Origin of the sequence: Massiliimalia massiliensis, from assembly GCF_900155615.1 — a bacterium.
Taxonomy (GTDB): Bacteria; Bacillota; Clostridia; order Oscillospirales; family Ruminococcaceae; genus Massiliimalia; species Massiliimalia massiliensis.
This window is the reverse complement of the sequence record NZ_FUHT01000002.1, coordinates 775,127-801,789: the sequence shown is the minus strand read 5'-3', so window position 1 is coordinate 801,789 and position 26,663 is coordinate 775,127. Positions and strand designations below refer to the sequence as shown.

The following is a 26,663-nucleotide window of genomic DNA, read 5'->3' as shown; positions in this document are numbered from 1 at the left end:
TCATTTTAACACATCAACCGCCGCCTGCTGCGCCGCCAGACCAGCCTTATAGCGCACCAGATAATCAGAAAAGCCCTTCTGATCCTTTTCATCCGGTTCAACGCTGCTGCCCTTTGCCTGTGCAAAGACATGGTTTGCAAGATAAGTCTCCAGCGTTTCCCCTTCCTGTTTCTTTGCCTGAAATGCCGCAAGCAGCGCCATCCCCCATGGGCCGCCCTCGCCCGCAGTTTCCATCACTGCAACCGGAACCCCGATTGCCGCCGCCATAAAGCGCTGCCCGACACCGGGCGTTTTAAACAGCCCGCCATGGCCGAGAAGCTGATCCAGCTTGACATTTTCCTGGTCAAATAGGATATCCATTCCTATCTTGAGGGTGGCCATCGTAGCGTAAAGCTGAGCACGCATAAAGTTCGCGAGAGTAAGCTTCGCATCCGGCATCCGTACCACCATTGGCCGTCCTTCGGTTACGCCGGTAATCGGTTCCCCTGAATAATAGTTATAGGTGAGTACACCACCGCAGTCGGCGTCACCCTCCAGCGCTTTATAGTACAACAGATCATATAACGCCGGCTTGGAAAGCTCTGCGCCCGCTTCCTTTGCCATTTCCCCGAATACGCGCACCCAGGCGTCCAAATCCGAGGTACAGGTATTGCAGTGCGCCATAGCAACCGGCGCTCCGGCCGGTGTGGTCACCATGTCAATTTCAGGATAAACTCTGCTGAGCGCCTTCTCCAGCACTACCATCGCAAAGACAGAGGTTCCGGCAGAAACATTTCCCGTCCGAGGCGCCACACTGTTGGTCGCCACCATGCCGGTACCGGCGTCGCCTTCCGGCGGACAAAGCGGTACGCCCGCCTGCAAAGCGCCGGTAGGATCAAGACGTCTTGCCCCTTCCTCTGTCAGCTGTCCAGCAGCCTCCCCTGCCGTCAGAACGCGGGGCATAATGTCCGACAGGGTAAAGGAAAAACCCTTCTCCCTCAAAATCTCATCAAACTGCGCCGTCATTCCTGCATCGAAGGTTCCGGCATTGCTGTCGATCGGGAACATGCCGGAAGCCTCCCCGACACCCATGACCTTTTCCCCGGTCAGAGCCCAGTGCACATATCCGGCAAGCGTTGTCAGGTAGGAAATATCCTTGACATGCTCTTCTCCGTTTAGAATCGCCTGGTAAAGATGCGCAATGCTCCACCGGAGCGGGATATTAAATTGGAATAGCTCCGTCAGCTTTACCGCGGCCTGCTCCGTTGTGGTATTCCGCCAGGTGCGGAAGGAAGCGATTTGCTTCCCCTGCGCGTCAAACGGAAGATAGCCATGCATCATGGCAGAAATTCCAAGTGCGCCGAGGCGGGTTAATTCTTCCCCGTATTTCCCCTTTACATCCTCAGCCATCCCACGATAAGCTGCCCGGATTCCCGTCCAGACATCCTCCAGATGATAAGTCCATACGCCGTTTTCAAACCGGTTCTCCCAGTCAAACGCTCCAGAGGCAATCGGAGAATGATCTGGCCCAATTAGAACCGCCTTAATCCGAGTAGAGCCCATTTCAATCCCAAGGTAAACCTCACCGTTTCGAATAGCCGCCGCAATATTCTGCTTCTCCATACGTTATTCACCTGCTTTTTCATTTTGATTGCCGGATTGCCAGTGATAAAAATACCCCAAAACGCTATTTGCATAATTTGACATCCAACTGGCACCGGCCACTTGTACATACAACTTAATGGTGAATATTATACCACACTTTTCCTCAAACCACAAGATACATACTAGCTAAATTTTATACCGATTCTTATTGCATTCATCCGATCTATGAAATCACCGCGCTCTTTCGGGCCTCGCCTGATAAGCGGCCGGAACAGCATAAGACGGAGCCCAGCCAGGCCCCGTCTTATGCCATAAAAGGAATATATCATCAAATGGTCGTCAGCTTATTTTAACAGAATCTGCACCGCTTCCTTGAGAGTATCGATTTCACCGACATTTCCCGGAAAAATTACATACGGAATCCGCGGGAACTTGCTCCCTGCATCCGTCTGCCAAACCGGTATCCCCGGCCTGATCTGCCCAAGTACATTCGCACACTTAACTCCCAGCGCTTTCGTGCCAATATCGCTTGAAGTAATTCCGCCCTTTGCAACAATAAAGCCCGGCGTTTCCTTCAGCTTACCAACCAGCGACTGTACTGCGTCCGATATTTTCACTGAGCGTACCAGCGCCTTTTCCTTGGTATCATTTTCTACTGTCAGCAGTGTCCGTTTAGTATATACCACTGCACTCTGCCCTGCTTGAATTGCTTCATCCATCTGTGCTGCCGTGCGGTCAACCTCTGCCTTAAGCGTCTCATCCCCCTGCAATACCAAATCAGAATCAAACGGGATTTCCTTGAGCCCAGGCAGTGTCAGCAAGGCTTCCAATTGCTTGGTGGTTTTCTGCGTATGAGAACCGACTACAATGATTCCGCCGTTTTTATTTCCAGGATGGATCAGTTCATCGTGGGTCAGTAAGGGACGGTCGGTTACACCGCCTATCTCCTTGACCAATGCCGCGGCTGTTCGGAACAGGAAGTGCTTTCCCTGCTTTATGGCGCGGTACAATGCAATACAGAACGCCTTTACATCACAGGAATCAATGGCGTTTACAATAATCTTGTTAAATCCGCTTACACCCATAAGCTGAGCTGTGATTCCGTCAAAGTCCTGCGCCCGCAGGCTTTCCAGGGCAATGCAGGTGACAGAATCCGCCTTGAATTCCCCGCCGCTTTTCTCTTCTACATAATCCCGCAGATCAGAAGAACGGTAACCGAAGGTTTTGTCCTTTGCAAACTCAGTCTCTCCCGCCGGAACCAGCTCTTCCCCATACTTCACGTAGTGGACATTGTCAATAGTAAACCGGCCGCCCTCTTTAAAAAACGGGCAGATAATTTCCCCGTCCACGCGGCAGCCGCCTGCCTGTTCCATTCCCTCTTTCAAAAGCCTCGTCTCTAGGGGATAATGCCCGCGCAGAGTAGAGTCACTCCGGCTCATCACCAGATAGTCGGTTCCTGTCTCTTTGGAAACAGCCGCAATATTGGCGATAATTTCGCGGTGCACTTTTGTGGTCTGTTCTGCGGTAAATCCCCGGGAGTTTGTCAGAATAAAAAAGAGTCTGTTCTTTTCCGCAAAGCCGGCCCGGATGCTGTCCGGATCCCAGCCTGTATAGACGGAGATGTCATGTACAGTCTGCACCCCTGTCGGATCGTCGTCCAATACAATGATTTTTTGCTGGTTCTCCGCTATTTCCTGTTTCAGAAGTTCATCCAGCTTGTTATTGTCCGGCGTTGGATATTGGGTCAGTACCGTCGCTTTGATTTTCTTTGTTTCGTGCATCGTCATCCTCCTAACCGTCTTTCCGTTTCACTTCAATATCTGCAAGCTGTTCAAAATACTGAACAATTCCGCCATGGTCGTCATTCATATGACCGCCAACCTTCAGCGCCTGCATGATCTCAAACAACTGCGCGCTCAGGGGTACCGGCACATCCACCTCATGCGCTGTGGCAAGGACATTCTTGATATCCTTATGATTGATCGAAATTTTTCCGCCGGGTACAAAATTTCGATCCAGAATCATCGGGATCTTGCTGTCCAGCACAGTGCTTCCGGCCAGTCCGCCGCGAATCGCCTGATAAACCTTTTCCGGGTCTGCTCCCGCTTTGACGGCTAGTACAAAGGCTTCGGAAACAGTTGCAATGGTCAGATTTACGATCACCTGGTTTGCGAGCTTGGTCACGCTTCCGCTGCCGCTCGGCCCAACCAGGAGCGCCGAGCTTCCCATAATCTCGAAATACGGCGTCAGCGCGTCAAAGGTCTCCCGGTCACCGCCCGCCATAAAGGCAAGCGTCCCGTCAATCGCTTTCGGCTCCCCGCCGCTGACCGGTGCGTCCACAAATCCAACGCCCAGCTCTTTCAGCCTTTGATAACAGGCTTTCGATTCGCCCGGCGTCACCGAGCTCATATCGCAGACTACCGCACCCGGCTTAATCGAGGAAGCGGCTCCGTTTTCATCAAATAGAACCGACTGGACAATCCCTCCGTTCGGAAGAATTGTAAAAATCACACTACAACTGCTTCCGATTGCCTGAAGGCTTCCTGGTTTTGCTCCGGCTTTTTCCAGTTCTGCTACAACGGCTTCATTAATATCATAAATCATCAATGAAACACCCGCTTTTAACAGATTTTTCGCCATTGGCTTTCCCATTATTCCAAGTCCAATAAAACCAACCATTCTTACGCCCCTTTTCTTTTTTTGGTAAAAAACGGAAGCTGCCAAAAAATCGCAGCTTCCGTTCATCACATTTATTTATTTGCCAGGCCAGCAATATACGCTTCTACTTCCTGCATGGACGGAATGGAGGACTGCGCTCCTTTTTTCGTTACAACAATGGTTGCCACCTTGTCGGCAAACTCGATTGCGGAAACCAAATCCGCACCCTTTGCCAGGCTTACCGCAACCGCTGCTGTGAAGCTGTCCCCAGCCGCAGTTGTATCAACCACCTCGACGTCCTGCGTATAGAAGCGATGCTCGCTTCCATCGGCTCCTTTTAGATATGCGCCGCTCCCTCCAAGGCTCACCAGCGCATTCTCAGCGCCTCTTGCGAGAATTCTGTCAGCCGATTCGGAAAGCCGTTCCTTTGCATCGGGCTGCCCAAGCAGAATGCCAAGCTCCGTTTCGTTTGGCTTCACAAGATCCACGCACTGCATCAATTCATCCGGCAAATTCGGCTGGGCCGGCGCAGGGTCAAGAATTACCATCTTGCCCAGCTCCTTTGCCTTTTTCGCCGCATAAACAACTGTCTCTAAGGGAATTTCCAACTGAAAAATCACGATATCGCTTTCACGGATAATATCCATCTTCTGATCGATATAACCGCAATCAACCAATTTATTGGCGCCCTGAATGACAATAATGCTATTATTCCCCTCTTTGTTAACGGTAATAATCGCATTTCCAGTTGAAACATGGTCAAGGCGCAACAGGTGCTCTGTATGGACTCCCGCGCTTTTCAGGCTTTCACAGAGGCTGTCGCCATAGGTGTCATTCCCAACAGCGCCCAAAATCGTGACGTCGGCACCCAGCTTCCCGGCAGTATATGCCTGGTTCGCCCCTTTTCCGCCTGGGATCAATGTAACATGGCCCGCCAGCAGCGTCTCTCCCACAGCAGGCATATGGTCTACATCGATAACCATATCCATGTTCAAACTCCCGATCACGGTAATCTTCTTCATTGTTTACACCTACTTCATTATTTTAATGAGAATCTATCCCTTAATACCGCTGCTGGTAATGCCCTGAACAAAGAATCTCTGGAACGGCAAGAACATTCCGAGAGGAATGATTGCCGAGAAAATTGCTCCCGCATACATACAGGACCACAGGGTTGAACGTTCCATCTTAAAGGAAGCCAGCGCAATCTGCAGGGGTCTGATGTCCTGGGATCTCGCCACCAGCAGAGGCCACAGATATGCGTTCCACTGATCCATGAAGATCATCAGACCGGCGGTAACAAATACCGGGATAGAGGACGGCAGGATAATCTTGACAAAGATGGTCGGCCATCCAGCCCCGTCAACGCGGGCGGCTTCGATTAAGCTAGGCGGGATATCCTTGAAGAACTGTGTAAACAGGAACAATACCAGCCCGCTCGCAATGGTCGGGGCAATCAGCCCAGGCCAGGTGTCAACCCAGTTAAAGCCGTCAACAATATTATAAAGCGGCATTGCGATAACGTCAAACGGAATCATAAAGGAAATCAGTACCAGGCCGAACAGGATTCCCTTTCCCCTAAAGTTAAAGGTTGCAAAAGAAAATGCCGCGATACTGTTCACCAGACATCCTAACGGAACCGAGATGATAATCATAATGATGGTGTTTAAAAATGGTTTCTCAAAATGGAATCTTGCAAACAAATCGATATAGGACTGGAAGGTCCAATCAACCGGTACTAATGTATGATAAGAAAACGGCAGAGCATATTTAAAGATTTCCTGGTCAGTTCTTAATGAACAGGCAACACCCCAAAGAAGTGGGAACAACGTTACAATCGTCATCAAAACCAGAACAATGTAAATGATTACTTTTTGCCATGTTTTATAATTACCTAACATTGTTTATGCCCTCCCTTCCTCTTTTTCGTTCAGGAATTTAAATTGAACCAAACAAATCAGAATAATCAGGATCAGCAGCACTGTTACCATGACCGCAGAGCGGGAACGGTTGCCATAACTGAATGCGGATTGGTAGGCCTCGTACATCAGTACGTTGGTACTGCCTTCCGGCCCGCCGTTTGTCAATAACTGCATCGGAACGAACAGCAAAACGTTAGCGGTCGTATTCGCGACACAGACGAACAATAAGACTCGTTTGATTAACGGAATGGTGATTTTAAATACAGTCGTAAAGAACCCAGCGCCATCCATTTTCGCGGATTCATAAATCGAAGTGTCGATGTTTTTCAAACCGGCCAGGATAAACATCATCCAGTAGCCGCAGCCCTTCCAGCTTGCAATGATGACGATACACCATAACGCTTGAGAGGAGGAAAGTAAAAATTTCTGTGCCGGGATACCAAAAACGCTCAAAAAGCTGTTCAGGATACCGTTGTTCGCATTGAACATCATGTTCCACAAAATGGTCGCTACCGTTAAGGAAATGGTAAACGGCAGATAGAAAATTGTACGGAAAATTGCAATCCCACGCACTGTCAGATTTACCATCATCGCCAGAATAAAGGAGATGACAATCTGAAGCGGGATCATAACGATATTGATTTTAATTGTAATCCAAAGCGAGTTCCAAAATACGGGATCCTGGAAAACGGTGTTATATGTATCAAGGGTGAATTCGCCCTTCACAAAAAAGCCTTCCAATAAGGTCGTCACAATTGGATACAATTTAAAAACGCAGATTAACACAAATGCAGGAACTATTAAGATATAAGGCAAAAACTTATTCTTAGTAAATACGTTTCCCATTTCTCCACCACTTTCTCCACATATGACTTTCTGAGAAATATTTTCAAGCAGAAAAGCCGGCGGTCAATCGACCGCCGGCCTCATCTTTTCGACTTCGGTCTTTAGGCCTTTAAAAACCAATACTAAATTTTTGATTCTTATTTATACTGTGCCATAGAATCTGTGATCTGTTTTGCAGCGCTGTCCAGAGATGTTTTTACATCAGAACCATTGCGGATATCTTCCCAAGCGTTGCCGAGGATTGTCTGATATTCGTTGAAGCCAGGAGTCAGAGCACGCGGGAAAGCGGTTGTTTTTGCTTCTTCAGCGCCGATCTTCAGGTAACCAGGAGCGTCTGGGTCATTGATGATTTCATCCAGCTTTTCGATTCTGGACGGAACGTCGCCGTTTGCTTCGAGCCACATATCATTGCCTTCGCCCAAGGTAAACCATTTTACGAACTCGGCGGATTCATCAATATGGGTAGAAGCAGCGTTTACGCCAAACTGCCAGCTACCGGTTGCTGTAGCAACCTTGTCTTCATACCCCTCAAAAGCCGGAGACGGGCAGAAAGCATAAGTGGTCATACCCTTTGCATCGCAGTTGTTGGCTGTCCAGGTTCCGCCCTGGTAGAATACAATCTTGCCAGAATAGAAATAGTCGCCTGTTTCGTCAGCGGTGATGCCCTGAGGAACAACCTTTGCATTTACTAAGTCCTGATACCATGTGCAGGCCTTTACCCAAGCATCGTCATTGATTACGCCTTCAACAGTGAAGCCGTCTTCGCCGATATTCAGGCCGCCCATGCTGTTCGGCAGAGCATTCATCTGGTAAACACGGCTTACCTGCTGCCATTCAATACCATAAATCCCCTGTGTCCCATCCGGGTCTAATTTCTGTTTTGCCTGTGTCGCCATTTCCGCAACCTGTTCCCAGGTCAGACGGTTTGTAGTATCGTTTTCCGGAACAGTGATGCCGGCTTCTTCCAGCAACGCGGTATTGTACCACAGAACCTGAGTGGAGGTGTTTTCCGGCGGAGCGTAAAGCTTGCCGTCCCAGATGCCAGCTTCCAAACCGGCTTCCGCAAATTCCGCTTTCTCTTCATCAGAGAAGTATTCGTCCAGTGGAGCCAGCATTCCTCGGTTTGCATAGGAGGCAACCATCGGAGAGTCAACGCTGATTACATCGTAGTCTTTGGAACCGGAAGCGATTTTAACTTCGATTACGTCAAACAGGTCGTTAAAGGAATAAAATTCGCCTTTTACAGTGACTTTCCCGTTTTCGTTATACTTGTCGAGGATTGGAGCGGTGATGCCCTCCCAGGCATCCTCGCCAACGCCCTGTGACAACCAAACGAGCTCTACCTTTTCACCGGAATCTCCGCCAGCGCCGCTTGCGTTATTGCCGTCAGATTTTCCGCAGCCTGTTGCTGCAGTAGCTGCCAGAGCAGCAACCAACGTTAAAGCTAAAAACTTTTTCATACTGTTTACTCCTTCTTTTTTTGAATTTGTCGAATATTATTCCAGCACACTGTGTGCTGTTATAAACAAATGTATACTTTTTCATGCAGGTCAATACTGCTTGAATGACACCCAACTTTGGGTGCTTTTTTCTGCCCATTTTGATGAATGAAAAAGTATCAATTTCCATTCATCAAAAGAAGGCGGCTTTGAGCTCTATTTTTTCAGCTTTTCGAACAGATCCGCAAACAAATCATCACGGTGGATGTGATAAACATATTTGTAAAGGTGACGGTTCGGATCCAGTGCGTAGCGGTCGTCGTATTCCGGAATCGGGCTGTGCTCAAGACGATCATCCATAAAGTCGCCTAAAAGCCATGCAACCGCAGTAACGTCCCAAATCGGACGAGTCCAGGTTGATCCGCCGTAGCATTCCAGCGCCTCTGCCGTTGTCACATCGATCAAATAATCACACAGCTTGTTTTTGCCGCGGAGATGATATTCCAGTTCCGGCCCGCTTGTAGTAAAAGCAGAAACAACGCCCATGCACGGAAGCTGTACCAACGGAACGCCGCAGCCAAAAACTACTCTCGCGCCGGCAACATCCTGGTAGAGGTTGAACTCTCGGTTATGCGGCCAGTCAAGCGCGTTCCCTCCCAGCCAGATCAGGACAATTCTGTCTTTAATTTCCGGCTTCATCAGCAGTGCGGAAGCAACGTTTGTGATGGCGCCGATTGCAATTACGTAAAGCGGATTTTCCTCGGTATACTGCATTGCACGTTCTGCAAGATCCTTTGCAGCGTCTGAAATTACCGGTTCCGTTTCGCTTGGCAGATAATCAGTTGAACCACGATAAACGTGTTCCTTCAGGTCTTCCCGTTCCAGCAGGGTCAGGATATTCATGATTTCATTGAAGCTCTTCTCCATCCCATCGGCCGGGCCTGTAGATTTGTTGTTGTAGAACGGCGCGGCATACATCGCCTTCAGGGTCAGCTTGTCATCTGACTTGATCAGATACGAAACCGCGTACTGGTCATCGATTTCATTATAAGTATCCGTATCGAGAACAACATCAACCTTTCCCGTCGGTTTTTCCAGACGCCGGACTAATTTCGCGTTGTCGATTACTTCTTTTTCAATGACGCGGGAACTGGTGAATTCACTCCAGTCCTTCTTTGCCTGTTGATTCGCCATAGCCATTTCCTCCTTTGATTCGGTTTGATTTCTTTCATATGTCTGACAAGTACAGTTCTAATGTACTTTGATCAACTAAGGATGGCGGTACGCCCTGTCGGGTGGTCGAGAATCCAGCCGCATAGGTCGCATACCGGATCGCCGTTCTCATATCATAATTCCGGGACAGGTAAACTGCCAATGTCGCGGCAAACGCATCCGCCGCCCCCGTTGTGTCAACGGGATCGAAGTCGGCCGCAGCAAAATACTCGGAATTCTCCGCGTTTCTCCAATAGCATCCCCGATGTCCCAAGGTAACAATGACGTCCTTTGCTCCGTGATCTAAAAAGTACTGCGCCTTCTGCTCCAACGGCGCATGCCCCGGATAGAGACTCCTCATTTCATTCCGGTTGGGCATAAAGATATCGATATTTGCCAGCAGGGTGTCGGAAATTTTGGAAATTGCCGCCGGCTTTAGCAGTACCCTTGCGCCATGCTTCTTCGCAACCTTTGCCGCATACTCTACTGTTTCCATCTGGATTTCCGTCTGCAGCAGGCAGAAGCTCGCGTTTTCAAACACCGCTTCATTCCTGCCGACATCAGCCGGCTGCAGGTTCTGGTTTGCACCGTCGTAAATGACGATTCCGCTTTCCCCGTCATCTTTGACATAAATATACGCATGGCCGGTAGAAACCTTCGGATCAGTTACCACCGCCTGGACGTTGACATTATTGGCATTCAGGAAATCATACAGGACGCTTCCGTCATAATCCTTTCCCACCTTGCCGATTAAATGCACCTCTGCACCCAGCTTCGCAGCCCCAATCGCCTGGTTGATCCCTTTTCCTCCCGGGATCATCACCCGGCTTTTGGCAAGGATCGTTTCGCCCGGCTTTGGATAGCAGCCCATATTGACGAGCGTATCCATATTGATTGCGCCTACCACTACGATTTTCTTGTTGCGCAGCCCGTTCGGCACATCAATGCTGCTGTTGCTGTCAACAAGATAATTGGCTGAGAAACTAACATCCAGCAGCTTTTTCTTCTCTATTTTTTCAATGACGCGGCTGCAGGCAAATTCACCCAGTTCCTCAAAAGGAAGGTGGATTGCGGAAAGCCGGGGGATTAATCCCGTATCAGCCTTGCTGTCGGAAATTCCCACCAGGGATAAATCCTGCGGGATTCTCAGGTTGGTTCTTGCCGCCGCCTGATAAATCATTTTTGCAATTTGAATGTCATAGCAGATAATTCCGCTGGGATGCCGGAGGATGAGGTCGTCGACCGCCTCCTTTTTGTCACAGGGCAGGCAAAGCGTAGCGTCAAACGGAATTTTATTATCATACAAGCATTGCTGATACCCGCTTAAAAACCGTTTGGATAGGATCCCGTCAGTCCGCAGCGCGCATCCGATCCGCTGATGCCTGTTTTCAATCAATGCCTGAGCCGCCGCATAGCCTAATTTTTTATAATCAAAATAATGGTTCCACAGTGCCGGCGCATGGTAGCTGTCAATCACCGAGAACGGAATCTCCCGATTTACCAGGTCTTCCTCGGTTAAGCCGCCCGCCGTCTCCTCACAGCGATCCCAGATGATCCCATCCACATGATGAGCCAGCAGGGAGGCAAAGTTTCTTTTTTCTTCCTTTGCGTCCGATGAAGTACAGACAATCGTATTATATCCATACCGTTTTGCAGTATTTAAAACCGGCTTTAAAAGAGACTCGTGTGCCGCCGTTTCATTGACCATCACGCCAACCAGCAATGACTGCTGGTGTGATGCGCCGCGAAGATCAGAGTAAGGCACATAATTATTTTCCTTTACAATTTTCAGAACCCGCTCTTTTGTCGGCTGGCTGATATTTTGGTCTTTTCCGTTGATAATCTTAGAGACCGTAGAAACAGAAACCTCTGCAAGCTGGGCAATTTCTCTGATATTCACTTCTTTTCCTCCATTACACAGGAAACCTGTTTCTTAAATCCTTATGACATTAGCATTATATACACATCCCCGTATTTGTCAAGAACTTTTTGTATATTATTTTCAAAATATTTGACATTTCTGAAAACTTAACCAAAATAATTTTTGTTTTTTCGTCATTATAACGAAAATATTCCAGGAAACACGTTTTCCTATCCTCCAATTTTAGAAAATAATGTTTCTTAAATTGTTTCCTATCATTATTTTGTAATTTATATATACAATATAATATATTTTTATACTTTTTGTATATATCAATCTCTTTTTTGTTTGCTGCCATCGAAAAACGGGTCGATTACATCATTTTTTGTTTCCTTGTTGTTTTCGTAGAATTCGCTCTTTTTAAAAATAAAAAGCCAGACTGGCAAACCAGTCTGGCTTTTTATGGATCATTTTCAATTAGGAGTTCTTCTCCGAAAATTTTTCCTGTTCCTTTACAATCTTTTTCGGGCTGAACTTTTTAACCGCAGCCTCGTTCATTTCAAAGTTTAAATTTTCTGCGTTCTTTTCCAATACGCTGTCGTAATCGTCACCCTTCAGATCATACAGGACAGACTGCCGGATCTGCTGGTAGGTTTCCGCATCATCAGTTACATTGTAACGAAGCACAACATAATAAGCGTTATCATCCGACAGCAGAATCGGCTCTCCGATCTTAGCGTCCTCAAAGATCGCGGTGCTCAGCTTGGAGCTGACATAGAGGCTGGCTTCATCCTTTTTCACCATCATCATGTTGTTGGGTTCAGACTCTTCCTCTTCTTCATCGCTGCTTTCTGTGCCGGCAGAGGTTTCCTTTTTACGCTGTGCAATCAGCGCGTCAAAATCCTCCCCGTCCTTTGCCTTTGCAAGATATTCGTCCGCTTCCTTTTTCAGGGCAGCCAGCGCGTCCGCATCCAAGTCCTGGCCGCTGCTGTCCGTTTTGCTGAAGCTGATCATTTTAAACTGCGCATAGTTGTCTTTGTAGTGCGCCTCTAAAGCTTCGTCCGAAATCTCCTCTTTCCCGCCGGTTCCGTAATATGCGTTAAAGAGCTCATAGTATTTCTGAGTATTGGTCATATACAGCAGATAGGAGTCTTTGCTGATCCCGATATTTTCATATAGCTCCTCACCGGCCGACCAATAGCTCTCCACCTGGCTTTCCACTGACTTGAGGGTATCCTCATCCAGTTCCAGGCCTTCCGCCTTAAATTCCTTTTCCACTTCCGCATACTGCTTGAGCATCTCTGCCGCGCGGTCGTTAACCCAGGTCTGCAATGATTTTCCATCCAGCTTATTGTCCCAAACATTCTTTAAGGTACTATCATATCCCTCGGTGCTCATCGCCTCGCTCAGCGCGTTGTACTGCGCAAGGATATAAACCCCGGCCGGAATGGCTTCCCCTTCTGATTTTGCGCTATAGCTTGTGTCGCTGCAGGAAGCCAGGGACAGGCACATGGCGGCTGTCAGGAGCACTGCAGATATTTTTTTTATAATTTTCATTTTCATTTGCCTTTCTATTCCTTCAAATTTCCACAAAAAACTGCGGTAAATCAATTTATTATTATACAGGAAAACCGGCCAAAAGTCCAGCACTTTCCGCCAGTTTCACAATTCTTTTACGAGGCATCCGCCAAAGCCGACGCAATCTCCCTGAGCGTCTCAACAACATCCCGTGATTTTCCGAGCCGTACGGTAATATAGGGATGGCTGGACGCGTTTACCAAAACCCTTCCTCGGATTCCCGCCATCAGCTTCTGTGCAATTTCGAGATTCAGAGTCTCCGGGATAAGCTGAAGCGACTGCGCCTTCTGATTGATTTCCGAGAAGCCAAAGGCTGCCAGCGTGTTTCGCAGAAGCGCGACCTCAAGCAGGGTTTCCACCGTCGGCGGGATATCCCCGAACCGGTCGATCAGCTCGTCGATCAAGTCCATCTTATCCTCCGCCGTCTTAATAGAGGCAATCTTCTTATAAACATCAATCCGCTGGGACAGGTTTTCAATATAATCCTCCGGAATGTGCGCGTTAAGCTGCACGTCGATCATACACTCGTACGATTTCATCTGCGGAGCTTCGCCCTTTTTCTGGGCGATCGCTTCACTCAGCAGCCGCACATACATGTCATATCCAACCGCCTCCATATGCCCATGCTGCTTTCCGCCCAGGATGCTCCCTGCTCCCCGGATTTCCAAATCGCGCAGCGCAATGCGGAAGCCCGAACCAAAGGTGGTGAATTCCCGGATTGCGGACAGCCGTTTGGTAGCGATTTCACTCAGCACCTTCCCGCGCCGGAAGGTAAAATAGGCGAATGCCCGCCGGTTGGAACGCCCAACTCTTCCCCGTAATTGGTATAGCTGGGAGAGTCCCATATAGTCGGCGTCCTCTATAATCAGGGTGTTGCAGTTTTTGACATCCACGCCGGTTTCAATGATGGTCGTACAAACCAGGACATCAATCTGATGCTCCATCAGCTTCCGCCAGATGTCGGACAGCTCCGCCTCGTTCATCTTTCCATGCGCAATCCCGATTTTTGCTTCGGGGACTAGCTGCCCGATCTTTGCCGCGCAGAGGTCAATACTCTCCACCCGGTTGTGGATATAATACACCTGTCCGCCGCGGCGCAGTTCTTTTTTAATTGCATCAGCAAGGATGCCGATGTCGTGCTCCAGTACATAGGTCTGCACCGGATGCCGGTCCTGGGGAGCCTGTTCAATAGTAGACATATCCCGTATCCCGCTCATCGCCATATTGAGTGTACGGGGGATCGGCGTCGCGGAAAGGGTCAGCATATCCACAGAGGCAAACATCTGCTTAAACCGTTCTTTATGCGCTACGCCAAACCGCTGCTCCTCATCGATAATCGCGAGTCCCAGATCTTTAAATTCCACGTCCTTCTGTACCACCCGGTGCGTCCCGACGACGATATCGACCTCCCCGGTTTTCAGCTTCTTGACCGTTTCCCGGATTTGCTTGGGGGTGCGGAACCGGGAGAGCAGCTCAATTCTAACCGGATAATGCTCAAATCTCTGCAAAAGGGTTTGGTAATGCTGCCAGGCCAGGATTGTAGTAGGGCAGAGCAGGGCAGCCTGCTTGCCCGCCATCACACATTTGAACGCAGCGCGCAGGGCAACCTCCGTCTTCCCGAACCCAACGTCCCCGCAGAGCAGCCGGTCCATCGGATGCGGGCGCTGCATATCCTCCTTGATTTCCGCTATACACCGGAGCTGGTCGTCTGTTTCTTCATATTCAAACCGTTCTTCAAACTCTTTCTGCCACTCGGTATCCTCCGGGAAAGCATAGCCCGGCGTCTGCATCCGCTTGGCATAAAGGGCGATCAATTCATCCGCCATGTCCGCGCAGGCTTTCCGGACGCGCGCCTTGGTTTTCTGCCATTCCCCGCTGTGAAGCTTGTTCAGCTTGATTTTGTTGTCCTCTTTCGGCCCGATATACTTTGACACCAAATCAAGCTGGGTCACCGGCACATACAGAATATCTGTCCCGGCATACTTAATCTTGATATAATCCTTGATCACCCCGTGCAGGTCGATCTTGTGAATGCCGTCAAACACCCCGATCCCATGCGAAATATGCACAACAAGATCCCCCTGGGACAGATCGTCCAGAGAGCGGATAGTTTTTCCTTTCTTGAACCGGCCGGTGCGGGATTTTGCCGGAGCAGCCGCATGATTGGTTGAGATCAGCGAAAACTTGATCTCAGGATATTCAAAGCCGGAGGAGATGTTCCCTGCCAGCACCGTTACCTTCCGGTAGACAATCGACTTTAAATCCCGGCTGAATTCCGCCGGAATTCCCATCTGCTGAAGGTCTTTCGCCAAGTTGACACCGGCCTTTTCTGTCCCGGCTAAGATCGCAACGCAATACCCGGCCTCCATCAGCGGATAGATATCCTCATATAAAATTTTGAGTTCCCCGCCGAAATTAGAGGTCTGAATCGGATTGATCGAAATCATCCCGCGATAGGACAGGTCGGATGAGCCGCGCGCAAAGGTGTCCAGTACTGCCAACGGGTGTTCCTTCATTTCGCCCAGCAAAAGCGGAAATTCCCGGTGATAGGAATCGAGTCCCTTGCAGAGCTCTCCGTCCTCGAACAGCGTCTCCAAATCCTGCGCCATCTGCCAGGAAAAGGATTTGGCGCGTTCCTTTACGGACAGATACTCGCTAATAAACACGAGGCTGTCCCCGCAGTAGTCAAGCAGCGTCGCCTCCTTCTGATAGGCCAGAGGAAGGTATTTATCGACTGACAGCAGCTCCGCTTCCGATTCGAGCCGAGCAATATCCTTCTTTAATTTTTCCGCAGACGCACCCTTTGTCTTTTTGAGCAGCGGCTGAATCCGTTCGATCAGCACATCGCTGGAATCGAACAGGCATTCGCAGGCCGGTGTAACGGTAATCGTCTGAATAGGGTCAGTCCGGCGCTGGGTTTCCAGGTCAAAATAGGAGAGAGTGTCAATCTCGTCGCCCCAGAACTCTGCACGGATCGGAAAAGCCTCTCCGGGCGGGAACAGGTCGAGAATTCCGCCGCGCAGGGCAAACTGTGCGATCCCCTCCACCTGCGGGCGGCGTGCGTATCCTGCGCGCACCAGCTTTTGGGCCAGTTCCGTCAGATTATAGCTCCCGTCTCCATGGATTTCAAAGGTTCTGCTCCTGAGTTCCTCCGGCGGCAGGGTGCGCTGCATCAGTGCCTCAACACTGGCAAAACAAATCGGGCACTCCCCCGAAAGCAAACGGGACAATACCCCAATCCGGATCTGTTCATATTCTTTGGAGACCGACTCTACCTGCCGGAAGGTAAAATCCCGTGCCGGATAGAGAAAGGCCGCCGGCTTCGCTCCATTGTGCATAACGTTGATATCATCGCACATTCTCCGCGCCGCCGCTTCATCGTCGGTCACAACCAGCACCGGCTGTTCTAGTTCCATGGCTGCGCTGTAAATAAAATGGGACTTGTGAATTTCCGACAGTCCCACCATCAAAACAGGAGTCTGGTGTCCCGTCAGCGCTCCGGTCAACTGCTCAAACTGCGGCAGCTGCCTGGCGACGCTCTGATATAGCTTCATTCGTGTTCGGCTCCTCCTATCAGGAATTGAATCGGTTCATGGCCTCGTCTGTTTTTCCCGTTACCATCAGCTCCACCGCCTCGGCGCAGTGCTCCAGCACCGGCAGCAGCGCCTTTTGTTCATCCGCTTTAAAGGCTGAAAGAACCCAATCCGCAAGGTCATAGTCTGGATGCGGCTTTTTCCCCACTCCGATCTTGATCCGCGGAAACTGATCCGACCCACTTAAATAAATGATATTTTTCATCCCATTATGCCCGCCGTGGCTTCCTTTTCTCCGAATCCGCATCTGCCCGACATCCAGCGAGATATCATCGAACAGAATCACCGCCCGTTCCGGCGGGATTTTGTAAAAGTTCATCGCCTCAACCACTGCCTGGCCGCTCAGGTTCATATAAGTAGTCGGCTTCATCAGCAGGCATTTTTTCCCCGCAATGGTACACTGTCCGGTCATGGCTTTGAATTTCAATCGGTCAGCAGTTACGCCAAACCGGTGAATGATTGCATCAATTGCCAGAAAGCCCGCATTATGCCGGGTGTTTTCATATTTCCGCTCCGGATTTCCCAGCCCGACAATCAGATATTCAATCCCGCCTGCCGCAAAGGCCGGTTCTTTTTTTTTGAAAAATCCCATTTGTATTTCTCCTAATATTTTATACGAATAGTATATATTTTGGGCGTGTAGACACCCTTTCTTTTACCAAAATAGTATCACTTTTAATGGGGCAAGTCAAATTATTTCTGTCGAAAAGTAAGAAACAAAAAAACTTGTCATTTCTGATAAAAATAGGGACGTTTTCCCTGTAAAGATGTTCTATTCTTTGAATTGCATGGCAGGCCGCAACGTGATAAAATCTAAAAGGATTCTTTTGTGAAGATTCTGACAATGAAAGGAATGATCGCGATGCGGCAGATAAAGCCTGTGCTCAATCAGCAAATGGTCAAACGCCTTGTCATGATGTGTTTCGGTGTATTCTGCATGGGATTTGCCGTAACGATCTATAATAAAACCCAGTTCGGGACCGACCCGTTCACCTGCATGATTCTGGGGTTCTCCTACCATCTTCCTATCTCCTTCGGCGTTACCCAGCTTACCATTAATATTCTGATCATCCTGGCCGCCTTTAAATTCGGGCGGCAATTTATTGGTGTCGGCACCTTAATCAACATGACCTGCGTCGGCTTTATCGCTGATTTTACTACCTTCCTTTATGATAAATTTCTGCCGGACCCGGAAACGCTTCCAGTGCGGATCGCCATGTTCCTGGCTGTAATGGTACTGCACAGCTTCGGCGGATCAACCTTTTTCACTGCCGCGCTTGGTGTTGGGGCATATGATGTCGCCGGCTTTGTGCTCAATGAAAAGACAAAAATCAACTATCGCTGGTGCAGGATCGGAACGGACGTGTTCTGCACCATTGTCGGATTTGCCCTTGGCAGTACTGTTGGACTAGGCACAGTAGTCACTGCATTTTTTATGGGGCCAATTATCCAGTTTTTCACCGACTTTTTCTCTCTTCCTTTCCTGTATGGCAAGGAAACCGCAAGGGAAAAAATCCAGGAGGAAAAGCTTGCCCGCCAGCGCATGAAGGAAGAACTGGCAAAAAAGAAAGAAAAAAGAGAGAAGCGTACATGGTAATAAACAGCGTTTAAAGGATTTAGGGCTGAAATAAAGTTCTGATCCCGAGGGCTGCTGACAAGCGAGAGGCCTGCGGAAAGCTCCGCGGGCCTCTCTTCTCCGTCAACCTGCATAACCGGGGATTCTACCCGGCCAAAATCCTCTGACAAGTATTCCGTTGCGCAAATAATAGTTCTGTGGTAAGATATTAGAGTATAAACTTATGATAGGAATATTATAACTTCTTATAAAGAAAGCAGGGATCTTACATGGATCGGAAAAACATTGCGGTTGTTTTCGGCGGCGTTTCTTCAGAGCACAGCATCTCTTTGATGTCCGCTGCAACCTTCATTGAGAATCTGGATCAGAGCAAATATCATTTATATCTCATCGGAATTACAGAGAAGGGAAATTTCCTCTACTATACCGGAGACCCTTCCAAAATAAGAACAGGCGAATGGGAGCAGGGGCCGGTCTGCGACTGTGTCATCAGCCCGAGCCGCCAGCATCATGGCATGCTGCTGTTAAAGGAAAGCGGCTGTGAAATTGTCCCGGTCGACTGTATTATCCCAGTGCTGCATGGCAAGAACGGAGAAGACGGTACCATTCAGGGTCTGTTTCAGCTTGCGGGCATCCCCTTTGTGGGATGCGACGCCATCTCCAGCGCGATGTGCATGGATAAGCAGATCACTCATATTGTCCTGGAGCATGCGGGCGTCAAGATGGCAAAATGGCTTTCCGTGCGGCAGGGAGAAATCCCGGGGGATTTCGTCCAACAGGTAGAAACAAAGCTGGGATACCCAGTGTTCGTAAAGCCTGCTAACGCAGGTTCCTCCTACGGGGTCTCCAAGGCGTCCAATCAGACGGAGCTTGCAGATTCTCTGAAGCTCGCATTCGAATACGATAAAAAGGTAATCGTGGAGGAGACGATTGTCGGCCGGGAAGTGGAATGTGCTGTTCTCGGAAATGCGGACGCGGCTGCTTCTGCTGCCGGGGAGATTGAGCCCGCAAACGGTTTTTATGATTTTGAAGCAAAATATGTTTCTGCCGATTCTCTGCTGCATATTCCGGCCAGACTGAAACCGGAGGTCGCGGAGCGTCTGCGCAGCACAGCGGTCAAGGCTTACCGCGCAATCGGATGCGAGGGCTTGTCCCGGGTAGACTTTTTTGTTACCGTTGACGGCCAGGTCATCTTAAATGAAATCAACACCCTGCCGGGCTTTACCAGCATCAGCATGTACCCGAAGCTTTGGGCACACGGCGGCGTTCCGATCCCTCAGCTTCTTGACCGGTTAATCGCCTATGCGCTGGAACGATAACACAGAAAGGGCCTATTGATTATGGATAAACGTGCAATCGGTGTCTTTGATTCCGGGCTGGGCGGGATCACCGCTGTCCGGCAGCTCAAGCAACTGATGCCGCATGAAAATATCATTTATTTCGGGGACACCTCCCGGGTGCCATATGGTACCAGAAGCCGGGAAACCATCCAGAAATATGCCGCGCAGGATATCCGGTTTCTGCTCTCCCAGGATGTCAAAATAATTATTGCAGCCTGCGGGACAGTCAGCGCCAACCCACCGTCTGAGACGATTGAAACACTGGAAATCGACTTTACCGGCGTACTGCTTCCGGCTGCGCAGACTGCCTGCTCGGCAACAAAAAACCGGCGTATCGGCATCATCGCTACCCCGGCCACAATCCGAAGCGGCGCATATGGCAAAGCGATCCGCAGCATCCTTCACAATCCGGTGATCATCGGAAAGGCCTGCCCTTTATTTGTCCCTTTGGTTGAAAACGGCTACATCGGGCGCGATAATCCGGTGACTCAGCTTGTGGCAAAAGAATATCTGGAAGTAATGAAAGCAGAACGGGTTGATACCCTGATTCTTGGCTGTACCCATTATCCGTTGATCGAAGAGCTGATCGCTGACATCATGGGGCCGGAGGTAGCTCTGGTCAGCCCCGGCGCAGAGGCCGCCAAATATGTGCAGGCTCTGCTTACCAACAAGGGGATGCTCAACGAGGAGGATACAGCAGGGGAATGCCGCTATTTCGTCAGCGATGACATTGCGTCTTTTGCCGAAACCGCGGGAATCTTCCTGCAGGACGATCTCAGCGGACAGGTAGAAAAAATCCAGATCGAAACCTATTGACAGGAAATGGTGAAAAGTTGAAAAAAGATGTTTTAATCAATATCAAAGGCGTGCAGTCGGCGGACGGAAACAGCGATACCACCGAACTGTTTACCCAAGGCGTTTTTTATAAAAGAGGACAGAACTATTATGTGACCTACGAGGAGTCGGAAACAACCGGCTTTGAAGGCTGCCGGATGACGCTCAAGGTGGAAGGGCCGGATAAGGTGTCGATGATCCGCCATGGGACCTCCCGCTCCAATCTGACCATTGAACGCGGGAACCGCAACATCGGGTTTTATAACACCATACAGGGCGAGCTTCTGATTGGGGTATCCGCCACCGCGGTCGACGTCGATATTTCAGACGACGGCGGCAAGCTCTATTTTAAATATTCTCTGGATATCAATTCCTCGCTGGTCAGTGAAAACGAAGTCTATGTTGATATCCGGGAAAACCCAAATTCATGACAGTGAAAATACAGGAAGGAAAATTTTAGATGACAAATCTTTTATCTCAGGCCAAAAACCAGCTCGAAGAAATGATTCGCAGCGCGCTGGGCAGATGCATCCAAAACGGGGCGCTCGCGGCGGAACCAATTCCGGCATTCCAGATTGAAATCCCGGGCGATACCTCCCACGGCGATTTCGCCAGCAATATTGCGATGGTCTCCGCCCGCGCTTTCCATCTTGCGCCGCGGAAAATTGCGGAGGAAATTCAAAGAGAGCTCCAGTTTGCCGGCACCTATTTTGAACGCTGTGAAATTGCAGGGCCCGGCTTTATGAATTTTTTCATTTCAAAGGATTGGTTTGCCGATGTCCTCAAGGGAGTCGGCACTGACGGGGATCAGTATGGCCGCTCTGATTTCGGCGGCGGAAAAAAGGTGATGGTGGAGTTTGTTTCCGCAAATCCGACCGGCCCGATGCATATCGGAAACGCACGGGGCGGCGCAATCGGAGACTGCCTTGCCTCTGTCCTTGACTGGGCGGGCTATGACGTGACACGCGAATTTTACGTCAACGACGCGGGCAACCAGATCAACAAATTCGGGCTCTCCCTTTCTGTCCGCTACCGCCAGCTTTTCCTTGGAGAAGATCAGGTGGAGCTTCCTGCCGACGCATATCAGGGAAAGGATATCCTTGAGCACGCAAAACGGTTTGCAGCGCTAAACGGGGATCAATATTTAAGCTGCGATGAGGAAACCCGCCAGAAGGCCCTGGTGAACTATGCGCTTCCCATCAATATCGCAAACCTGAAAGAGGATCTCGGAAAATACCGGATTCATTATGATGTCTGGTTTTTAGAAAGCACCCTTCACGAACAGGGCGAGGTTCTGAAATGCATAGAACGCCTGAAGGAAAACGGCTATACCTATGAAGAGGACGGTACCATCTTTTATAAAGCGACTGCGTTCGGCGCGGAAAAGGACGACGTTCTGGTTCGCTCTAACGGAATCCCGACCTATTTTGCGGCGGATATCGCCTATCACTATAACAAATTCGCTGTGCGCGGCTTTGATAAGGTGATCAATATCTGGGGGGCAGACCACCACGGCCATGTCGCGCGTTTAAAGGGCGCGATGGACGCAATCGGGCTGGACGGCAGCAGGCTTGATATTGTCCTAATGCAGCTTGTCAAACTGATGCGGGACGGGCAGCCGGTAAAGGTGAGCAAACGGACAGGAAAATCCATCACCCTGGTCGATTTGCTCGACGAAGTGCCCATTGATGCGGCGCGCTTCTTCTTTAACCTGCGGGAAGCCAATTCCCAGATGGACTTTGACCTTGACCTTGCAGTGGAAACCTCAAGCGAAAACCCGGTTTACTATGTGCAGTATGCGCATGCCCGGATTTGCAGTATCCTGAAAAAACTTGCCGGGGAGGGGAAGGTCTTAAATAATTTTTCTGACTGTGATTTCACTATGCTAACCCAGCCGGAGGAAAAAGAACTGATCCGGTATATTGCTACCCTGCCGGAAGAAATTATCGAGGCGGCCAAGGCCTATGACCCCGCGCGGATCACTCGTTATGTAATCAGCCTTGCAACCCTGTTCCACAAATTTTACAACGCATGCCGCGTTGATAACGATGATATCGCGCTGACAATGGCGCGCCTGGGGCTTTGCACCTGCGTAAAAACAGTGCTGTCCAATGTGCTTCATATGCTGAAGATAGACGCGCCGGAAAAAATGTAGCCCCGCTTCCCAGGGCAGATGACTGCCCTTAGCCTATTGTTTAATTCTTTGAAAGAAAGGACGAAACTATGGACGTGGATTTATCGGTTCCGCTATTGCTTGACGGAGCCACTGCCACAAATTTATGTTCCAGTCAAATCCCGGAAACGCTCTGTGTCCCGAAGTGGCTCGCAGAGCATCCGGATCAGGTAATCGCGCTCCAAAGGGAATTTATTTCCGCCGGAAGCAATGTTCTCTATGCACCAACCTTTGGCGCAAATGCGGGTTCACTTTCCTCATACGGCCTGGAACATGAGACGGAGGTTCTCAACCGCCGCCTAGTCCGCCTTTGCAAGGAGGCTGCCGGAGAAAAAGCGCTGGTTGCCGGCGTTCTCTCCCCAACCGGCCTGGAGCTGGAGCCGTTTGGAGAAGCTTCTTATACCGAGGTCATGGACTTGTTCCGCGAACAGGCCTCCATCCTGATCGAGGAAGGAGTTGACCTGCTGGTTGTGGAAACGATGGTTTCCATCCCAGAAGCACGGGCGGCTGCAATCGCTCTGAGAAAATTCGGTAAACCGATCATCATCACTATGACAGTCGACGAGGAGGGCAATACCCTGGACGGCGGGAAAGCGGTCAACGCGCTGATTATCCTGCAGGAGCTCGGCATCTCCGCCTTTGGGCTAAACTGCTCCTGTGGCCCGGCCGCCATGGCAGATGTGTTCCGACAGATGAGGGAATATGCCAAGGTTCCTTTGGTGGCAAAGCCGGCCGCCGTTTCTTTCGAGGAAGAAACCGGCAGTCTCCTCCCGATCTCTCCAGAGGAAATGGCCGAGCAGATGAAGGTGCTGATCCAAACAGGCGCTTCGCTGGTCGGCGGATGCTGCGGCACAACACCGGAGCATCTCAAGCGGATCGGCGAATTGCTTCACATCTGTCCACCGGCCGTTATCTTTGACGCTGACCGGGCAATCGAAAAGGAAGATGAGCTGATCCTTGCTGACAGCAAAGAACATTATCACCTATACTGCGACCAGATTGAATGTTCCGAACCGCTCTACTGCAGTCCCGATATGTGCGACGATTTTCTTCGCCTGGAGGAAGAACGGATCGATGTGATTGTAGTGGAAATAGAAACCGTAGAGGAGGCCAGGGATTTTTCCCAGAACGCCCATTTTTCCACTCTGCCGGTTTCGCTGCTTTCCCACAATGAGATCGCTTTGCGCCTGGCCCTTCTCCTTTATACCGGGAAGGCGCTGGTCGATTCCCGTTCCAGCATTGAGGAGGAAACCCTTTCTCATATCGCCCAAAAATACGGCGCAATTATCTATTGATTCGGTTATCGACCATCGAAATCCAGCCGGCCTACACAGGCTGGAAGCGGAGATTACGGCCGGGCTGGCGAAATTGGAGGAGATGCTGTGATGGCGAGATTGGACGAAATATTTAATTTACAGATGGGAAAAACGCCGTCTCGAAACAATGCTGATTACTGGACTGAAGGCCAGTATAATTGGATATCTATTGCTGATTTAGGTACTTACCAAAAATATGTAGAAGCTACAAAAGAAAAGATTACTGAGTCAGCTGTCCAAGAAAGCGGAATAAAAAGCGTTCCAGCCAACACCGTTATTATGAGTTTCAAGCTTTCATTGGGAAAAACAGCCATTACAAAAGAATCTGTATATACCAATGAAGCAATAATGGCATTTATTCCGACTGGAAAATACGCAGTATTACCAGACTATTTTTATCATTTGTTTTCCGCAAAGGACTGGTCAAAAGAGACAAACCGTGCAGTTATGGGCACAACTTTAAACAAAGCAACGCTTGGTGCGGTCTCCATAGTTGTTCCCCCTCTCGACGAACAGCGCGAAATCGCGGCGGTGCTGGATAAAATCAGTGATCTGATCGCCAAACGCCGCCAGCAACTGGATAAGCTGGATGAATTGGTTAAATCCCGATTTATCGAACTGTTTGGTGATCCAGTGATTAACCCACATAGGTGGGACAAAGTACCCTTGTCAGAGTTGGCAGATATTCGAATTGGCCCATTTGGTTCCCTTTTGCACAAAGAAGACTATGTTCTTGGCGAACATCCGTTGGTAAATCCTTCTCACATAGTTGACGGAAAGATATCGGCGGATGAGAAACTGACAGTTTCAGCTGAAAAATACTCCGAGATGGGAGCATATCACTTGCTTCCTGATGATGTTGTGATGGGTAGGCGGGGTGAGATGGGACGATGTGCGGTTGTGGAACAAGAAGGACTATTGTGTGGGACAGGTAGCCTACTTATCAGGTCTAGAGGGGATGTCCGTCCAGACTACCTTCAAAAGATTATTTCTTTCCCTTCCTTCAAGAAAACAATTGAGGGAATGGCAGTTGGACAGACAATGCCAAACTTGAATGTGCCGATTGTCTCTGCGTTTCAGATAATTAAGCCTCCAGTAGAAATCCAAGAAGCATATTATGCCTTCGTCGAACAGACCGACAAATCTAAATTGGCAATCCAGAAAAGCCTGAAACAGCTCGAAACGCTGAAAAAGGCGCTGATGCAGGAATATTTTAGCTAAAGGCAAATAAGTTCATCAATATTGTTCGCGAAGGCCATTCTAATCCATCTGTGCCAATTGTTTGAATCGGAATTGAACCAGATTAATCGTACGCAATATAAAGAAACCGAGTATGGCATTCATACTCGGTTCTTTTTTATCTTCTTTCGTCCAGCGGCACATAGGGCCTGTGCTCACTGACATTCATATAGGCGGGACGAATAATCTTGCCCGCATTAATCAGCTCCTCCAGGCGATGCGCACTCCATCCTGAAATTCTCGCAATCGCGAAAATCGGGGTGAAGAGCTCCGGCGGGAGATCAAGCATGCTGTAAACAAATCCGCTGTAAAAGTCAACATTTGCGCTGACGCCTTTATAAATCTTCCGCTCCTTTGCAATGACCTGCGGCGCAAGCCGGGCAACAGCAGAATAAAGCGCAAACTCCTTTTCTCGTCCCTTTTCCTCAGACAAGCTCTGAACAAATTTCTGGAACACATTGGCACGCGGGTCGGAAATCGAATAAACCGCATGCCCCATCCCGTAAATCAGGCCCGCCCGGTCAAAGGCTTCTTTATGCAGCAGAGCCTTCAGATAAGCGGAGATCTCTTCGTCGTCATTCCAGTCCTTTACGTTTTTCTTCATGTCCTCAAACATCTGGACAACCTTGATATTTGCGCCGCCGTGGCGCGGCCCTTTGAGGGAGCCCAGCGCCGCCGCAATGGCGGAGTAGGTATCCGTCCCGGAGGAGGTAACTACATGGGTGGTAAAGGTGGAGTTGTTTCCGCCGCCATGCTCGGCATGGAGCACCAGCGCCACATCCAGAATCCGCGCTTCCAGCGGAGTGTATTTCTTGTTCGGGCGGAGGAGGCGGAGGATGTTTTCCGCAGTGGAAAGCTCCGGCCTCGGCGCATGGATAAACAGGCTTTTTCCATCATGATAATGGCTGTACGCCTGATATCCGTATACCGACAATAGCGGAAACAGGGAAATTAACTCCAGACACTGCCGCAGCACGTTTGGGATACTGATATCATTCGCATTGGAATCATAGGAATAGAGCGTTAAGACGCTTCGCGCCAGCGTATTCATCATGTCGGCGCTCGGCGCCTTCATAATGATATCCCGGACAAAGCTGGTCGGCAGCGTGCGGTAATCCGCCAGCACGCCGGTAAACTCCTCAAGCTGCTCCTTTGTCGGCAGGCTGCCGAACAGCAGCAGGTAGGTTGCTTCTTCAAACCCAAAACGGTCTTCCTTGATAAAGCCGCGGACTAAATCTTCAACATCCACTCCGCGGTAATAGAGTTTTCCTTCGCAGGGCACAGCTTTTCCCCCAACTACCTCCTGGGAGTGGATTTCCGAAATCTCAGTCAGCCCTGTCAGTACGCCTTTCCCGTTTAAGTCCCGCAGGCCGCGTTTCACATCATATTTTGTATACAACTGCGGATCAATCGGCCCATTCGCCAAGCATAGCTTGGTATACTCTTCGATTTGAGGGGTAATTCTAGACAGCCTATCAGCCATGGCATACCA

At 49.6% G+C, this 26,663-nt stretch carries 20 protein-coding genes; 7 read left to right on the top strand and 13 right to left on the bottom strand.

What is annotated here, in order from left to right; all coding sequences use genetic code 11:
- From CZ360_RS03920 to pth, 12 genes are all read right to left on the bottom strand, one after another.
- Positions 1–1,602: a xylulokinase gene (locus tag CZ360_RS03920; protein ID WP_077532859.1), complete on the bottom strand. Its 1,602-nt coding sequence runs from the start codon at positions 1,600–1,602 to the stop codon at positions 1–3.
- Positions 1,603–1,928: 326 nt separating this feature from the next.
- The gene (locus tag CZ360_RS03915; protein ID WP_077532858.1) at positions 1,929–3,365 is read right to left on the bottom strand and encodes a four-carbon acid sugar kinase family protein; all 1,437 of its coding nucleotides are present in this window, start codon (positions 3,363–3,365) and stop codon (positions 1,929–1,931) included.
- 10 nt (positions 3,366–3,375) lie between these two features.
- Positions 3,376–4,263: a 2-hydroxy-3-oxopropionate reductase gene (gene garR / locus CZ360_RS03910; RefSeq protein ID WP_143530139.1), complete on the bottom strand. Its 888-nt coding sequence runs from the start codon at positions 4,261–4,263 to the stop codon at positions 3,376–3,378.
- 71 nt (positions 4,264–4,334) lie between these two features.
- Positions 4,335–5,264, bottom strand: a complete 930-nt coding sequence (rbsK, locus tag CZ360_RS03905; protein WP_077532856.1) for a ribokinase — start codon at positions 5,262–5,264, stop codon at positions 4,335–4,337.
- A gap of 33 nt (positions 5,265–5,297) precedes the next feature.
- On the bottom strand, positions 5,298–6,143 hold the full coding sequence (locus CZ360_RS03900; protein WP_077532855.1) for a carbohydrate ABC transporter permease: 846 nt from the start codon (positions 6,141–6,143) through the stop codon (positions 5,298–5,300).
- Between the two features lie 3 nt (positions 6,144–6,146).
- Entirely contained in the window at positions 6,147–6,890 is a 744-nt protein-coding gene (locus tag CZ360_RS03895) for a carbohydrate ABC transporter permease (protein ID WP_229407978.1), read from the bottom strand.
- Positions 6,891–7,147: 257 nt separating this feature from the next.
- Positions 7,148–8,470 carry an ABC transporter substrate-binding protein gene (locus CZ360_RS03890; RefSeq protein WP_077532853.1) on the bottom strand — a complete coding sequence of 441 codons (1,323 nt, stop codon included), beginning with the start codon at positions 8,468–8,470 and terminating at the stop codon, positions 7,148–7,150.
- 195 nt (positions 8,471–8,665) lie between these two features.
- Positions 8,666–9,643, bottom strand: coding sequence for a nucleoside hydrolase (locus tag CZ360_RS03885; RefSeq protein WP_077532852.1), 978 nt, complete (start codon positions 9,641–9,643; stop codon positions 8,666–8,668).
- Between the two features lie 34 nt (positions 9,644–9,677).
- On the bottom strand, positions 9,678–11,561 hold the full coding sequence (locus tag CZ360_RS03880; protein WP_077532851.1) for a PfkB family carbohydrate kinase: 1,884 nt from the start codon (positions 11,559–11,561) through the stop codon (positions 9,678–9,680).
- 438 nt (positions 11,562–11,999) lie between these two features.
- Positions 12,000–13,079, bottom strand: a complete 1,080-nt coding sequence (locus tag CZ360_RS03870; RefSeq protein WP_077532849.1) for a hypothetical protein — start codon at positions 13,077–13,079, stop codon at positions 12,000–12,002.
- 116 nt (positions 13,080–13,195) lie between these two features.
- Complete coding sequence (gene mfd, locus CZ360_RS03865; protein WP_077532848.1) at positions 13,196–16,654, bottom strand: transcription-repair coupling factor; 3,459 nt, start codon at positions 16,652–16,654, stop codon at positions 13,196–13,198.
- Between the two features lie 19 nt (positions 16,655–16,673).
- Positions 16,674–17,285 carry an aminoacyl-tRNA hydrolase gene (pth, locus tag CZ360_RS03860; protein ID WP_077532847.1) on the bottom strand — a complete coding sequence of 204 codons (612 nt, stop codon included), beginning with the start codon at positions 17,283–17,285 and terminating at the stop codon, positions 16,674–16,676.
- Positions 17,286–17,522: 237 nt separating this feature from the next.
- Here pth and CZ360_RS03855 point away from each other — a divergent pair, with 237 nt between their 5' ends.
- The 7 genes from CZ360_RS03855 (at position 17,523) to CZ360_RS03825 (ending at position 25,153) form a co-directional block, all read left to right on the top strand.
- Entirely contained in the window at positions 17,523–18,290 is a 768-nt protein-coding gene (locus tag CZ360_RS03855) for a YczE/YyaS/YitT family protein (RefSeq protein WP_077532846.1), read from the top strand.
- A gap of 248 nt (positions 18,291–18,538) precedes the next feature.
- A complete protein-coding gene (locus CZ360_RS03850; protein WP_077532845.1) occupies positions 18,539–19,588 on the top strand; it encodes a D-alanine--D-alanine ligase family protein in 1,050 nt (349 codons plus the stop codon).
- A 21-nt stretch (positions 19,589–19,609) separates the two neighbouring features.
- Positions 19,610–20,425: a glutamate racemase gene (gene murI, locus CZ360_RS03845; RefSeq protein ID WP_077532844.1), complete on the top strand. Its 816-nt coding sequence runs from the start codon at positions 19,610–19,612 to the stop codon at positions 20,423–20,425.
- Between the two features lie 17 nt (positions 20,426–20,442).
- Entirely contained in the window at positions 20,443–20,874 is a 432-nt protein-coding gene (locus tag CZ360_RS03840; protein WP_077532928.1) for a YwiB family protein, read from the top strand.
- Positions 20,875–20,903: 29 nt separating this feature from the next.
- Positions 20,904–22,598: an arginine--tRNA ligase gene (gene argS, locus CZ360_RS03835; RefSeq protein WP_077532843.1), complete on the top strand. Its 1,695-nt coding sequence runs from the start codon at positions 20,904–20,906 to the stop codon at positions 22,596–22,598.
- A gap of 68 nt (positions 22,599–22,666) precedes the next feature.
- A complete protein-coding gene (locus tag CZ360_RS03830) occupies positions 22,667–23,911 on the top strand; it encodes a homocysteine S-methyltransferase family protein (protein WP_077532842.1) in 1,245 nt (414 codons plus the stop codon).
- A gap of 90 nt (positions 23,912–24,001) precedes the next feature.
- Positions 24,002–25,153 carry a restriction endonuclease subunit S gene (locus CZ360_RS03825; protein ID WP_077532841.1) on the top strand — a complete coding sequence of 384 codons (1,152 nt, stop codon included), beginning with the start codon at positions 24,002–24,004 and terminating at the stop codon, positions 25,151–25,153.
- Positions 25,154–25,289: 136 nt separating this feature from the next.
- Here the strand turns inward: CZ360_RS03825 and CZ360_RS03820 are convergent, their stop codons facing one another.
- On the bottom strand, positions 25,290–26,654 hold the full coding sequence (locus CZ360_RS03820) for a citrate/2-methylcitrate synthase (protein ID WP_077532840.1): 1,365 nt from the start codon (positions 26,652–26,654) through the stop codon (positions 25,290–25,292).
- Positions 26,655–26,663: the final 9 nt, after the last annotated feature.